Source organism: Haloarchaeobius ordinarius, assembly GCF_051801355.1.
In the GTDB taxonomy this organism is placed as follows: domain Archaea; phylum Halobacteriota; class Halobacteria; order Halobacteriales; family Natrialbaceae; genus Haloarchaeobius.
The window spans coordinates 1692270-1706029 of record NZ_CP196560.1 but is presented as its reverse complement, the minus strand read 5'-3'; the positions used below and the strand labels follow the sequence as shown (position 1 = coordinate 1706029).

Here is a 13760-nt window from a genome sequence, read left to right as displayed (position 1 = left end):
GAACGGTGGTGCGGTGTCAGGCCAGGTCGCGACCGGTACGGTCTGCAACCTGTTTCGCTGCCTTCTCGACCGCCTTCGTCGGGCTCACCTTGCCGTCCATCATGTCGCTGAAGTGCGTGTTGATGGCCTTGGTGACCTCTGGCGTGTCGACGCTGTAACGGTACGACGGGATGTTCGGGGCGACCTCGGCGAACATGCGACCGGCGCGCTGGCCGCCGAGGAACTCGTTCTTCGTGTCGAACTCGTCCGACTCGTACGCCGGCTTGTACGCCGGGAAGATGCCGAAGTTCTTGTACATCTTGATCTGCATCTCCTTCGAAGCGAGCGTGTACTGCATGTAGTCCCACGCACGCTTTGCCTTCGCTTCACTGACCTGGTCGGCGATGACGAGGTTCGAGCCACCCCAGTTCGTCGCGCGGCCACCGCCCTTCTCGTACGCCGGGGGCTTCATGACGCGCCACTTGCCGGACGTACTCGGGAGTTCTGCCTTGAGCGTGCCCTCCATCCACGCACCGCCGTTGAGGGAAGCGATGGTCCCGTCGCCGAACGACGAGAACCACGCGCTGGACCACGACGCCTTGTTGTCGGCGATGCCCGCGTCGTTGATGGCTTTGAGGTTCTGGGCCACGCGGACGCTGGTGTCGTTGTTGAACGCGATTTTGCCGTCCTTCGTGAACGGCTGGCCGCCGAGCTGGCGGTACTGCATCCGCCAGAGGCCGTCGTAGTCGTTCGACGGGAGGTTGATCATGTACTGGCCGTCGGGCAGCTTCTTGCCCTCCTCGATGAACTGATCCCACGTCTCGACCGTCGAGAGGTCGATGTCGTGCTCTGCGAGGACGTCTTGCCGGTAGAAGGTTCCGACCGGGCCGATGTCCCACGGCATCGCGTACACGCCACCGTCTTTCGTGAGCGGACCCCACTTGCCGGAGACGAACTTGCTCTTGACGTCGTCGTCGAGCCAGCCGGAGACATCGCGCAGGCCGCCCGTGTCGATCCAGGCCGCCGCGTCGACACTCTCCATCATCGCCGCGGCGGGTGCCCCGGAGCCGGCGAGCAGCTTCGACTTGAACTTGTCTTTCATGTCGGAGCGCCCGAACTGCTTGATGGCGACGTCCCCGCCGTTGGCTTCCTCGTACGGGTCGTCGGTGAGGTCGAGCGACTTCGCAGCGACGTCCCAGCCCCACGCTTCGATGCTCTGTGCCATCGAGGCACCGCCGCCACTGCTGGTGTCGTCGTCGGTGCCGCCGCCTCCGCCGCCACCGCCACCGCCACCGCCGCCACCGTTTGTGGTGTCGTCGCCGCCGCCGGTGCTGACGCAACCCGCGAGCGCGAAGAGGCTCGCTGCGCCGGTTCCTTTCAAGACCGTCCGCCTGTCGATGGACCGTTCCTTACCACTCATGCTGACCACTGTCATACAGCATGAAAAATAGAAACTTAATACTTTTGGTAAAATGTCGAGAGCTAAACTATCCCCGCGATGTGCTGCGTTTTTTGCCGAAAAAGCACCGCAACAATCCCCAATATTACCAGAAAAATTATCCTTCTTTTCATTCACCGATAGTGAACGACTTCGACCAGCCCGGAATCGGCGATTATCCGAAAAACACGCTCAATAGCCCCCAATACCGCTATATACGTCATCCCGAAGAACCGGTCCAACACCATTTATCACCGAGTATCGTTCAGCAGTCGTAAACGGCTTTATATGGAGGGGGTGTTTCGTGATGACCATGGGAGCGTATCCGGTGGGTGCGACCGAGACGACGTTCCGCGTCGTCGACGAACTCACGACGGTCGAACGGGCAGGCGTCACCGAACTCGCCGACAGGCTCGACCTGTCGAAAGGCGGTGTCCACAACCATCTCCGGACCCTCGAACAGCTGGGGTACGTGATTCGCGAGGACGGCGAGTACCGTCTCGGGTTGCGATTCCTCGACCTCGGCTCTCGCATACGTGCACGCGAGAAACTGTACCAGGTCGCCCGCCCCCACGTCGAACGGTTGGCCGAGTCCAGCGGGGAGACGGCGAGCCTCGTCGTCGAGGAGCAAGGCGAGGCCGTCTACGTGTTCAGCGCCGGCTCCGACGTGGACGACCCCATCCGTGACGGGGGTCGTGCCCCCCTGCACGCCTGTGCCGGCGGGAAGGCGATACTGGCCAACAAGCCGGAGCGAGAGCGCGACGAACTCCTCGGCGACGAACTCGCGCCGCGTACCGAGCGAACCACCACGGACCGGGACGAACTCGCCAGCCAGCTCCGGACCGCCCGGGACCAGCGGCTGGCGTTCGACCGGGGCGAACTCAGCCCGGACCGACGGGCCGTGGCCGCACCGATACTCACCGACGCCGACGTGGCGGTCGGGGCCGTGAGCGTCTCCGGCCCGACCGACCGGATGAGTGGGAAACGCCTCGACGAGGACATGCCGGGGCTGGTCATCAGCTGTGCGAACAGCGTGACCGTCGAGTTCGTGTCGAGTTGAGCACGTTCGTTCAGTATCGGTGAATATATCGTATTTCGGTGTGATACAGCCTCCTCGGGCAGAATCTAGTATCCCCTTACAGTGATTTCTGCTGACGTTTCGAGAGTAGGTTCACAGTGAGTGAACGAAGCCGTGAACGAGCGACTGGACCACATATGCAATTAATCATATAATTCTCGCCCAGAACTGAACTACGACGCCGGCCTGCCGTCGGGAGCCCCGCCCAGAACTCACAGAGCGTCGAGTGAGTATCCACCGGTGACCCTCTAGCTGGCAATAAATATCTACGATACTGTCCAAAACAGGTCAGGCAGTTATAACCGTCTTGCGCCCGTCTCGGTATCTAGTTCCAGGATGAATATCTCAGATATCCTTTCAACGAAATTCACTGAATTCGACATCGGGACGCCGCTGTCGAAGGTCGCCGGTGCGTTCGAGAATCAAGAACTCGACGCGGTCGTCGTCACAGACGGCGAGGAGTATCGTGGCGTCGTCAGCCGTCGGCAGCTGGCCTCGTCGTCGAACCAGCCCTCGGCGAAGGTCGGTTCGCAGGTCCAGCACGTCCCGACCGTCGACCGCACCGAGGACGTCCGTGAGGTCGCTCGACTCATGATCGGGAGCGACGCGAAGACGCTCCCGGTCCTCCGTGACGAACAGGTCGTTGGCGTCGTGACTGCCGACGCCGTCCTGAAGGCGGTACGCCCGTTCCTCGACGCCGCAACGGTCGAGGACGCCTACACGACGAAGCTCATCAGTGCGACTCCCGAGACCACGCTCGGAAAGGCACTCAACACACTTCGCGAAGCACGTATCGCACACCTCCCGGTCGTCGACGAGGGCGACCTCGTCGGGATGGTGAGTCTGTACGACGTCATCGACTTCACCACCCGCGGCGGCCGGAAGGCCCAGGGAGGAACGACGGGGGCCGGCGGTCGCGGTGGCCGCCGTGGTCGAACCGGCGGTGGCGGCTCACGAGGGGGGGACACCGAACGAATGCTCGACCTGCCCGTGCGAAACGTGATGTCCGACACGGTCGCCACGGTCCGACGAAACGCACCACTCGACGACGTGGTGGAGACGATGTTCGACCGGGAGATCTCTTCGCTGGTCGTCACCGACGACGACACCGACAAACCGGTCGGAATCATCACGAAGACCGACGTCATCGAGGCACTCACCTGGGAACGCGACGACCGGCAAGCTGTTCAGGTGTTCGGTCTCGACCTGCTCGAGGAGATGGACTACGACGACGTGGCCGCGCTCATCGAGGGCGTGACTGCGAAGTACGGCGAGATGACCGTCATCAAGGCCAGCATCGAACTCAAAGAGCACAAAGAGCAGAGTCGGGGGGTCCCGCTGGTGCTGGCTCGGATTCGACTGGTCACCGACCGGGGGTACTTCACCGCCGATGGAGAGGGGTACGGCGCTGCGCACGCACTCCGTCTCGCCGCGAACGCGATCGAGCGACAGCTCCTGAAGGGGAAGACCTACCACCACGGACGAAAGCGCCGCGACGACGACGAGCAGGAGAAGCTGTACGGGTGGTGGCTCGGAGCGTAACGGTCTCGTCCAGCACAGCGGTCTCCGATGGCAGTCCCTGCTGTCAGGAACGTGAGATACGTGGGCGGTACCTTCCAGAACAGGTATGCACTGATACGTGAGCCCAGCCTAGGTTACGGACGATGCCAACGTACCGCCACGGAACGAAGTCGTTTATCGACTTCATGAGTACCTATCTTCAGGACCACCCCAAACGCTGTCCTACGTGTGACAACCAGGCCCGTTCCCGGTCCGAGTGGCGGGTCGAAAAGCGCGACGAGGACGGTCTTCACTTCGTACACACCTGTCCAGTCTGTGGTGTCGAGGAAGACGTGTTTCTCGACCTCGCGCCGGAACACGAGCGAACCAGACAACAGTAGCCGAGGCGTCTGTCTCCGAGCGCCGACGGGCCACACGAATCCGTGGACTGGACGACGTCCTATCCCTGCTTTTCCCTCACGTACTCGTCGAGCCGCTCTTCGATGAGCGTCGAGACGCGCTCGCTGTACGTCCAGAGCGCTGCGTTGATCCGCTCTTCGGCGTCGTCGTCGATGCCGTCTGGGCCTCGGAGAACGGAGTCTTTCGTAATCTGTGGGTGATACACACAGACGACGCCGATAGAGCTGCTCGAACTCGACGTTCCAGCCGTGTGTATCCCGTACTGGTCGGTGCCCCAGACACCGTCGCCTCCCTGTCGTTCCAGTGCGGAGTCGATGGCGTCGAGGAGCTGCAGGTCTTCGGGAGCGAGAAGTGGCTCCTCGCCCTCGAACAGTTCGTCGTACGCCTGTGTCCGGGCACTGTTCGTCCAGTCGACCAGCTGAGCACGGGCTTCGATGACGAGCTGACGCTCGTCCGGGAACTCGACCATATCCCTGGTAGGTCGGCTACACCAATCAGCGTTCGCACCGGACGTCCAGCTGATGGAGTCCGAACAGAGGTGCCGGTATCCTGGACACCAGCCCGACCCACACTCGATACTCGACGAGAGCGGAAAAGCAGATTCTGTATCGCAAGATACGATTTATGTGGTGTATCGGCGGTGACGCGCGGGGCTTTTACCGCCCGCCCGGCTACACCCGCGGTATGGTACAGAACGTCGCCCCCCTGATGTCCGACCTCGAAGCTGAGGACTTCTATCTGCTCTCGGGCGTCGAGCAGGGGATGCGATTCTCCGAGTGGGTCCAGCGTGAGAAGATTCCGAAGTTCTCGCGGCTCACCATCGAGAACGTCGACTACCGGCTGGACCGCTGTCTCGACCGTGGCCTGCTGGAACGCAAGACCATCCAGTACGAGGGGTACAAACTCACCTTCGAGGGGTACGACGCACTCGCGTTACACACCTTCGCCGAGCGCGACACCATCCAGGGTTTCGGCTCTTCCCTCGGGGTCGGCAAAGAGTCCGACGTGTTCGAGGTCCAGTCGTACAAACCGCTGGCGCTGAAGTACCACCGCGAGGGGTTCACCAACTTCCGTGAGGTGATGCGCGAACGGGACTACACCAGCGACCGCGACCACGTCTCTTGGCTCTACACCGCGCGCAAGGCCGCCGAACGCGAGTACGAACGACTGGAGTCACTCTACCCCGACGTGTCCGTCCCGCGACCCATCGACCACAACCGCCACGCCATCGTGATGGAGAAGATGGATGGGGTCGAGCTCTCGCGCGCGAAACTCGAATCAGCGCAGGTCGTGGGCGTGCTCGACCTCGTGGTCCGCGAGATGGCGACCGCGTATCGGGAGGGGTTCGTCCACGCCGACATGAGCGAGTACAACGTCTTCGTCTCGGAGTCGGGCGTCACGGTCTTCGACTGGCCCCAGGCAGTCCCGACCGAACACGACAACGCCGAGGAGTTCCTCGAACGCGACCTGCGGAACATCGTCGGGTACTTCCGGCGTAAGTATCCCCAGGAGGTACCCGACATCGACGAAGGCGCCGTGGCCGACGCCATCGCGGCCGGTGAGTTCGAGTCTGTCCGGCAGCACGCAGGCTGAGAAACCTGTTTCTTGCGGGTTCGTGCCTACAGAACGGTGAGCAACGCACCCGTGCCGTGGCCAGAATAAACCCCAGGACGCGATATCAAATCGGGGCGTTGCGTGAAACCAGCGACACGACACCGCCATGCGCCGAAGCGACTGTCCTTCGGGTATCGGTCGGCCGCGAAACCGGGACACACCCGGCCATCGACGGTGGACCGACCGCCCAAACGACAACAGTATGATAGCTTTGTCGAGAGGATAGACACCACATAGCAGGCCTGATACGCCCGAATAATAAACTAAATCGTGAAAATTACTAACAGATGAAAAGTTATTAGGCAAAACTCACCGTCATCGTCAACCATGAACGACGGGGAGCACCCAAGCCGCTTCGAGACGCTCGCAGTCAGCCACGGTGAAGAGCCCACGCCCGGCGAACCCCAGGTCGGGGACGTGGTCTCGCCCATCCACCTCGCGTCGACGTTCGCACTACCCGGGCTCGACACCAGCATGAGCCTCGAGGACATCGACCCCGACAACGGCGAGTTCGTCTACTCGCGCCTGTCGAACCCGACGCGCCACGCCCTCGAGAAGCGCCTCGGTGCGCTCGAAGGCGGCAAGCACGCGTTCGCGTTCTCCTCCGGCACCGCCGCCATCGCCTCGGTCGTCATGTCGGTCGTCCGCCCCGGCGACCACGTCGTCGCGTTCGACGACCTCTACGCGGGCACCCGTCGGATGTTCGAAGACATGTTCGAGTCCCGCCTGAACGTCGACGTCTCGTTCGTCGACGCGACCGACACGGAGAACGTCGCCGACGCCATCACCGACGACACCACGATGGTCTGGATGGAGACCCCGACCAACCCGCGCATGAAGATGTGCGACATCGCGGCCATCGCCGAACTCGCCGACGACGCGGACGCGGTGTTCGGCGTCGACAACACCTTCATGAGCCCGTACTTCCAGAGTCCGCTGGACCTCGGTGCCGACGTGGTCGCCCACAGCACCACGAAGTACCTCAACGGTCACTCGGACTCCGTCGGCGGCGCGGTCATCATGAACGACGACGAACTCGCCGACCAGCTCACGTTCATCCAGCAGATCGGTCTCGGCGACATGCTCTCCCCGTTCGACAGCTACCTCCTCATGCGCGGCATCAAGACGCTCCCGCTCCGGATGCGCCAGCACGAGGCGAACGCGACGGTCATCGCGGAGTACCTCGAAGACCACGACCTCGTCGAGAACGTGTTCTACCCCGGGCTGGAGAGCCACCCACAACACGAGCTGGCGAGTGAACAGATGCACGGCTTCGGGGGGGTGTTGAGCTTCGAACTCGCCGGGGACATCGACGACGCGAAGGCGTTCCTCGAGTCGCTGGAAGAGTTCACGCTCGCAGTCTCCCTCGGCGGTGTCGAGTCGCTCATCGAACTGCCGGCCGGGATGACCCACGAACCGCTCCCGAGAGAAGAGCGCGAGGCCATCGGCATCACGGACACCCTCGTTCGCGTCTCCGTGGGCATCGAACACATCGACGACCTCATCGCCGACCTCGACCGTGGCTTCTCGGTGCTCGCGGACCGCTTCGCCGTGACGGCCTGACCGGAGCGTAGCCGGAATCGGAACCGACTTGTTTCGGACTGCCGGAGCCTCGGGCAGTGACCGACGACGACTCGCGCTTTTTCGCGTTGTACCTGACGCGGTTCGCGACCGGATTCGGGTTCGTCACCCTGGCGACACTCCTGCCGTTCTACATCAACCTCTTCGACCCGTCCGGGCTCGTCGTCGGGCTGTTCATCTCTGGGTTCACCATCGCCCAGACCGTAGCAGTCGTCCCGCTGGCGTGGGCCGGTGACCGCTACGACAAACGGGACGTGCTGGTTCTCAGTCTCGCCATCAGTATCGTCGCCTACGTCGGGTTCGCGGCCATCTCCATCTTCGACGGGGAGAGCCTGGAGTTCATCGTGGTGCGTGGGATACAGGGCTTCGCCGTCACCGGGTCGGGGCTCATGTCCCTCTCGATGGTCGGTGAACTCGCAGCCTACGACGAGCGCGCGAACTACATCGGGAAGGCGAACGCGTGGCGCTTCGCGGCTGCCATCCTCGGCGGACTCTCCGCAGGTATCCTCTACGAGCAGGTCGGGTTCACCCCGATTTACGCCCTCATCGTGGGCATGATGACCGTGGCGACGGTGGCGGTCTGGGTCCTCCTGCCGGCCGACGAGACGCGTATCGAGGGGTTTCCGTTCTCCGACCTCGCCCTCAACGAGCGAATCCTCACCCTGACGAGCTTCCGGGCGCAGTACGCCGTCGCCGTCACGCTCGTCCGGACGTGGGTCCCCATCTACGCCGGAGTCGCGGCGGCCCAGGGTGGGCTCGGCTACACCGAGGCCGGCCTCGCTGTGGCGGTCGTCCTCACGTCGGAGAAGCTGACGAACATGCTCTTACAACCCCACACCGGCAAACTCTCCGACCGGTTCGGCCGGTCCCTGTTCGTCCTCTTCGGTGGCTCGATGTACGCGGTCGTCGCCGTGCTCGTCCCGTTCTCGCCGGCCGTCGGGACGGCGCTCGGGTTGCCCGAGACGTACCCGATTCTCGGTGACCTCTCGTCGGCGTTCCCCGTCCTCGTTGGACTGAACATGCTGCTGGGTATCGCCGACTCCTTCCGCGAACCGGCCAGCATGGCGCTGTTCGCCGACGAGGGAACGGATGGAGCCGGGGTCGCGTCCAGCTTCGGCATCCGCGAACTCGTCTGGCGACCGGGCAGCGTCGGCGCGCCGATACTCGGCGGGTTCCTGATGACACAGGTCGGCATGCAGTGGGTGTTCTACGTGGGTGGTCTCTCCGCGATGACAGGTGTCCTCGCGTTCCTCGGATCGCTCTGGTACACGCAGGGCGCCGGTGCCCTGACCGAGTGGTGATACTGTCGGAATTCGCAAGATACTCTTTTGCGCCACTCAGAGCCTCGTGCGTGCGACAGTTGCCCTCCATCGAGCCATGGATAGCCCGTGCAGTCGTCCTCGCCCTCGTCCTGTTGCTCGTCTCCCCCGCCGTGGTCAGTGCGGTCACGTACGACCCGGCCGACCAGCCCTCCCTCCAGCGAGGGACGGTGACGAGTCCCGCGAACGACACGACCGTCGTGAGCGTGCAGGGATTTACGTTCCGCGGCACGACGAACGACAAGAAGCCCGCCCGACTCGTCGCCGCGGGTGAGCGTGGCGTCACGGAGTGGGTGTACAACAGCACGGAGGGGAAGAACGCGTGGTTCTTCGACGTTGACCCGCTCCCGAACGGGAACCTCCTCGTCGTCTCGCCACGGTCGGGTGAGACGCTCATCTACGAACTCGACCCACGGACGCGAGAACGGGTCTGGGAGCGCAAGTTCCCGTTCGAAGACACCCACGACGCGGACATGCTGAGCGAGGACGAACTCGTCATCTCGCACATGCGCGCGTGGGACAGCGAGAACGCGACCAGTGAAGACGAAATCGTGGTGTACAACCTGACCACCGACCAGGTAACGTGGCGGTGGGAGTACAAGGACCACTTCCCGGCCGAGACCGACGGCGGACACAACGCCGACTGGACTCACAGCAACGACGTCGACGCCATCGGCGACGGCCGATTGTTGCTCTCGCCGCGGAACTTCGACCAGGCGGTCGTCGTCGACATGGAGACGAAGAACGTCACCATGCAACTCGGCGAAGACGGCGACCACTCCATCCTCAACGAACAGCACAACCCCGACTTCATGGTCAGCGACAACGGCACCCCGACGATGCTGGTCGCCGACTCCGGGAACAACCGCATCGTCGAGTACGCCTACGAGAACGGCGAGTGGGTTCGCACGTGGACGGTCGGCAGGAACACGCTCAACTGGCCACGCGACGCCGACCGCCTCCCGAACGGGAACACGCTCGTCACCGACACACTCAATCACCGGATCCTGGAGATCACACCGAACGGAGAGGTCGTCTGGGAGTACTACGCGACCTGGGGCCCGTACGACGCGGAACGGCTGGGGACCGGCGACGAGTCGGTCCAGACAGGTCCGACCATCCGTGACATGAACGCCAGTGGCACGTACCCGATAACGGGTAGTGCCCGGCTCACCGCAGGGGGCGGCGACAGCGTCCCGTTCCGGACCTCGGTACAGGCCACCTTCGCGGGCACCCCGATGGAGGGGTACGCGATGGAATTCGCGACCATGTGGGGCCACTACGCGCCGTGGGTCAGCCCCATCTGGATGACGGGCTGGGACATGTTCTTTTGCATCCTGGGCGTTCTCGTGTTGCTCGGATGGCTGGGGACGGAAGGGTCGCTCGCGACCTACCGCTTCGCCCGTCGGTACCGCTGGTCGGGTGGGGAGTGAGGCCGCCGGCCACCCCGCGACGGCGAATCCTGCTTCTTACATGAACAATCAATAATATTTGGAGGCGGTTCGAATGGCACCTATGCGCAAGCCATTGCTTGTCACGGACTTCCTCGACCGCGCCCGACGACTGTACGGCGACGAAGAGGCGGTCGTCGCGACCGACGGCGAACGCTTCACCTACGACGACCTGGGGAATCGCGTCGACCGGTTCGCCGCGGCGCTCCAGGCACGGGGCATCGAGAAGGGCGACCGCGTGGCCGTCCTCGACCCGAACACGCACTACCACCTGGAGGCGGCGTACGCGACGATGCAACTCGGGGGCGTCCACACGCCGCTGAACTATCGGCTCACGCCCGACGACTTCGCGTACATCCTCACGGACGCGGAGGTCGACGCCGTGGTCGCCGACTACGAGTACGCCGAGAAGATAGAGGCGGTCCGCGACGAGGTGCCGACCGAGATATTCGTCTGCAACGACGCAGACGCGGTCAGCGGGGACTGGGAGGACTTCGAGGCCGTGCTCGACGAGTCCGACGGCGAGTACGACCGACCCGAGATGGACGAGGACGAGGTCGTCACCATCAACTACACCTCCGGGACGACCGGCGACCCGAAGGGCGTGATGCGGACCCACCGCAACGAGACGCTGCACGCCTACCTCATCACCATCCACCAGGACATCAGCGACGACGACGTCTACCTGTGGACCCTGCCGATGTTTCACGTCAACGGCTGGGGCCACATCTACGCCATCACCGGGATGGGCGCGAGGCACGTCTGCACCCGCGGCGTCGAACCCGCGGCCGTCTTCGACGCCATCCAGACCGAGGACGTCTCGTACTTCTGTGGCGCGCCGACGGTGCTCAACATCCTCGCGAACTACTACGACGAGCACGAGCCGACCACCACTGGCGCGAACGACGTCCGCGTCGCCACGGCCGGGGCGGCCCCGCCAGAAGCGACCATCCGTACCGTCGAGGACGAGTTCGGCTGGTACCTGATACACGTCTACGGCGCGACCGAGACCGGACCGCTCATCACGACCTCGGACTTCCGCCGGTTCTTCGACGACGACGACGGTGCCCGCTTCGCAGTCAAGAAACGACAGGGACTGGGCTACCTCGGCACCGACGTGCGCGTCGTCGACGAGGACGGCGAGGACGTCCCACACGACGACTCGACCATCGGCGAGGTCGTCGTGCGCGGGAACATGGTGATGGAGGGCTACTGGAACAAGCCCGAGGCGACGGCGGAAGCGTTCAACGACCGATTGGAGGGCTACTACCACATGGGCGACCTCGCCACCGTGGACGAGGACGGGATGATAGCCATCCGTGACCGCAAGAAAGACATCATCATCTCCGGCGGGGAGAACATCTCCAGCATCGAACTGGAGGACACACTGTTCGACCATCCCGCAGTCGCCGAGGTGGCCGTCATCCCCTCGCCCAGCGAGCAGTGGGGTGAGACGCCGAAGGCCTACGTCGTCCCCGAAAACGGCGACGTGCAAGACCCCGGTGTCGAACCCGAGGAACTCACGGCGTACACCCGCGAGCACCTCGCGAGCTACAAGGTCGTCCGCCGGTTCGAGTTCGTGAAACAGCTCCCGACCACCGCGACCGGAAAGGTCCAGAAGTACGAGCTCCGCCAGCGGGAGTGGGACGACGAGGAAGACATGGTCGGGCAGGGGTGACCCCACAGCCCTCGTATCGTACCGTTCTACACCCGCGGCTGGTACTCTAGCTCGTCCGCGACCGCCTCGCCGACGCCCGCCTCACAGTGCTGTCTGACCAGGTGCAACGCGAGGTCCAGCCCCGCCGTCACTCCGCCCGCGGTCAGCACGTCACCGTCGTCGACGATGCGGTCGTCCCGAACGTTCGCGAACACGCTCAGGTCCTCTCTGGCCGTGTGGTGGGTGGTCGCCGGGCGGTTGGTGAGGATGCCCGCCGCGGCGAGCAACATCGCACCGGTGCAGACGCTGGCGACCGTCGTCTCCTCGTGGATGTCGGCCAGGTAGTCGGGAATGGCCCCGTCCTCGAACTCGTGACGCGCACCCGGTTCGGCCGGGTCCGTGTTCCATCCCCCGCCCGGGACGAGTACGATGTCCGCATCGTACTCGTCGAGGTGACCGTCCGGTTCGACAACGAGGCCGTGGCTCGCGGTCACCGTGGCGACCGGCGAGAGGGTCCGCATCGACGCTTCCACGTCGCCGCCGAGCGCGCCGGCCGTCTGGAACACCTCGAAGGGACCGACTGCGTCGAGTTCGTCGAAGCCATCGTACAGCAAGATTCCAACGTCCATACTGCCGTGTAAGAGTGTAAGCCTCTTATCGGTCGGGGACGAGAACTCGGACATGAGCGACGACGACACCAAGGACAACGTCATTCCGGGCTCCGAGGAAGAGCTCGACACACCCGACGTGCGCGGCTACGACTTCACCGGCGAGTTCGACCTCACCGAGATGCTCGCCAGTTACGAGACGACCGGCTTCCAGGCGACCCACCTCGCCGAGGCCATCGACATCGTGAAACGGATGCGCGACGAGGGCGCGACGATATACCTCACGTACACCTCGAACATCGTCTCCTCGGGCCTGCGCGAGACGCTCGCGTACCTCTGCCGGGAGGACCTGGTCGACGTGATGATAACCACCTCCGGGTCCATCACCGAGGACGTCATCAAGACCGAGAAGCCGTTCAAGATGGGCGAGTGGGACGTCGACGAGGCCGCGATGCGCGAGCGCGGCATCAACCGCCTCGGCAACATCTTCGTCCCGTCGGACCGCTACGTCTGGCTGGAGGAGTACCTCAACGACTTCTTCGAGGACTTCTTCGCCGAGGAGAAGCTTCGTACGCCGGTGGAGTTCTCTCGCGAACTGGGGGCGACGCTGGACGACGAGCACTCCATCCTGAAAAACGCCGCCGACAACGACATCCCCATCTTCTGTCCGGCGCTCACCGACGCCGAGGTCGGGAACTTCCTCTACTACTACAGGCAGGGCTACGACTCCGACATCGGCATCGAAATCCTGCAGGACTACGACGACCTCATCGAGGAAGGGCTTCTCGCCGATAAGACCGGGCTCATCGTCCTCGGCGGTGGCATCCCCAAGCACCACGCCATCATGACGAACCTCTTCCGCGGCGGCGCGGACTACGCGGTGTACGTCTCGACCGGCGTCGAGGGCGACGGCTCGCTCTCCGGTGCGCCGCCGGACGAGGCCGTCTCGTGGGGGAAGATAAAGGAGGACGTGACGAACCACGTCGAGGTCAAATCCGAAGCGACTCTGACGGTGCCGCTGCTCGTCGCGGAAGCTTTCAAGAAGTACGACCCGCAGGTGAACGAAGAGGCAGAGGCGGTCGCGGACGACGACTGAGTCGCCGCCGCATCACATC

The 13760-nt window shown here is 63.8% G+C and carries 11 protein-coding genes; 8 read left to right on the top strand and 3 right to left on the bottom strand.

What is annotated here, in order from left to right; genetic code table 11:
- Positions 1-16: 16 nt before the first annotated feature.
- Positions 17-1399, bottom strand: coding sequence for an ABC transporter substrate-binding protein (locus tag ACSC1R_RS08865; protein WP_439025385.1), 1383 nt, complete (start codon positions 1397-1399; stop codon positions 17-19).
- Between the two features lie 331 nt (positions 1400-1730).
- On the opposite strand from ACSC1R_RS08865, the gene ACSC1R_RS08860 reads away from it, so the two are divergent.
- Both ACSC1R_RS08860 and ACSC1R_RS08855 read left to right on the top strand, forming a co-directional pair.
- On the top strand, positions 1731-2477 hold the full coding sequence (locus ACSC1R_RS08860; RefSeq protein WP_439025384.1) for an IclR family transcriptional regulator: 747 nt from the start codon (positions 1731-1733) through the stop codon (positions 2475-2477).
- A 354-nt stretch (positions 2478-2831) separates the two neighbouring features.
- Complete coding sequence (locus ACSC1R_RS08855; RefSeq protein ID WP_439025383.1) at positions 2832-4037, top strand: CBS domain-containing protein; 1206 nt, start codon at positions 2832-2834, stop codon at positions 4035-4037.
- A 418-nt stretch (positions 4038-4455) separates the two neighbouring features.
- Here the strand turns inward: ACSC1R_RS08855 and ACSC1R_RS08850 are convergent, their stop codons facing one another.
- Positions 4456-4884: a DUF7539 family protein gene (locus tag ACSC1R_RS08850; RefSeq protein WP_439025382.1), complete on the bottom strand. Its 429-nt coding sequence runs from the start codon at positions 4882-4884 to the stop codon at positions 4456-4458.
- A 215-nt stretch (positions 4885-5099) separates the two neighbouring features.
- Here ACSC1R_RS08850 and ACSC1R_RS08845 point away from each other — a divergent pair, with 215 nt between their 5' ends.
- The 5 genes from ACSC1R_RS08845 to ACSC1R_RS08825 all read left to right on the top strand — a co-directional run bounded on the left by ACSC1R_RS08845 (position 5100) and on the right by ACSC1R_RS08825 (position 12058).
- Positions 5100-6008 carry an RIO1 family regulatory kinase/ATPase domain-containing protein gene (locus ACSC1R_RS08845; RefSeq protein ID WP_439025381.1) on the top strand — a complete coding sequence of 303 codons (909 nt, stop codon included), beginning with the start codon at positions 5100-5102 and terminating at the stop codon, positions 6006-6008.
- Positions 6009-6356: 348 nt separating this feature from the next.
- Positions 6357-7592: a trans-sulfuration enzyme family protein gene (locus tag ACSC1R_RS08840; RefSeq protein ID WP_439025380.1), complete on the top strand. Its 1236-nt coding sequence runs from the start codon at positions 6357-6359 to the stop codon at positions 7590-7592.
- A gap of 56 nt (positions 7593-7648) precedes the next feature.
- Positions 7649-8911 (top strand): MFS transporter, encoded by a 1263-nt coding sequence (locus tag ACSC1R_RS08835; RefSeq protein ID WP_439025379.1) that lies wholly within the window; start codon positions 7649-7651, stop codon positions 8909-8911.
- A gap of 59 nt (positions 8912-8970) precedes the next feature.
- Positions 8971-10362, top strand: coding sequence for an aryl-sulfate sulfotransferase (locus ACSC1R_RS08830; protein WP_439028696.1), 1392 nt, complete (start codon positions 8971-8973; stop codon positions 10360-10362).
- A gap of 82 nt (positions 10363-10444) precedes the next feature.
- Entirely contained in the window at positions 10445-12058 is a 1614-nt protein-coding gene (locus tag ACSC1R_RS08825; RefSeq protein WP_439025378.1) for a long-chain-fatty-acid--CoA ligase, read from the top strand.
- A 26-nt stretch (positions 12059-12084) separates the two neighbouring features.
- On the opposite strand, the gene ACSC1R_RS08820 is transcribed toward ACSC1R_RS08825, so the two are convergent.
- The gene (locus ACSC1R_RS08820) at positions 12085-12666 is read right to left on the bottom strand and encodes a DJ-1/PfpI family protein (protein WP_439025377.1); all 582 of its coding nucleotides are present in this window, start codon (positions 12664-12666) and stop codon (positions 12085-12087) included.
- 52 nt (positions 12667-12718) lie between these two features.
- Between ACSC1R_RS08820 and ACSC1R_RS08815 the strand changes: the two genes are divergently transcribed.
- The gene (locus ACSC1R_RS08815; RefSeq protein ID WP_439025376.1) at positions 12719-13741 is read left to right on the top strand and encodes a deoxyhypusine synthase; all 1023 of its coding nucleotides are present in this window, start codon (positions 12719-12721) and stop codon (positions 13739-13741) included.
- The last annotated feature ends 19 nt before the right edge of the window (positions 13742-13760 follow it).

What these genes read in the sequence shown, in the direction of transcription:
- ACSC1R_RS08825 (WP_439025378.1), top strand. Translation starts at nt 10,445, where the DNA reads ATGCGCAAGCCATTGCTTGTCACGGACTTCCTCGACCGCGCCCGACGA.
- ACSC1R_RS08855 (WP_439025383.1), top strand. Translation starts at nt 2,832, where the DNA reads ATGAATATCTCAGATATCCTTTCAACGAAATTCACTGAATTCGACATC.
- ACSC1R_RS08815 (WP_439025376.1), top strand. Translation starts at nt 12,719, where the DNA reads ATGAGCGACGACGACACCAAGGACAACGTCATTCCGGGCTCCGAGGAA.
- ACSC1R_RS08820 (WP_439025377.1), bottom strand. Translation starts at nt 12,666, where the DNA reads ATGGACGTTGGAATCTTGCTGTACGATGGCTTCGACGAACTCGACGCA.
- ACSC1R_RS08860 (WP_439025384.1), top strand. Translation starts at nt 1,731, where the DNA reads ATGGGAGCGTATCCGGTGGGTGCGACCGAGACGACGTTCCGCGTCGTC.
- ACSC1R_RS08845 (WP_439025381.1), top strand. Translation starts at nt 5,100, where the DNA reads ATGGTACAGAACGTCGCCCCCCTGATGTCCGACCTCGAAGCTGAGGAC.
- ACSC1R_RS08865 (WP_439025385.1), bottom strand. Translation starts at nt 1,399, where the DNA reads ATGAGTGGTAAGGAACGGTCCATCGACAGGCGGACGGTCTTGAAAGGA.
- ACSC1R_RS08840 (WP_439025380.1), top strand. Translation starts at nt 6,357, where the DNA reads ATGAACGACGGGGAGCACCCAAGCCGCTTCGAGACGCTCGCAGTCAGC.
- ACSC1R_RS08850 (WP_439025382.1), bottom strand. Translation starts at nt 4,884, where the DNA reads ATGGTCGAGTTCCCGGACGAGCGTCAGCTCGTCATCGAAGCCCGTGCT.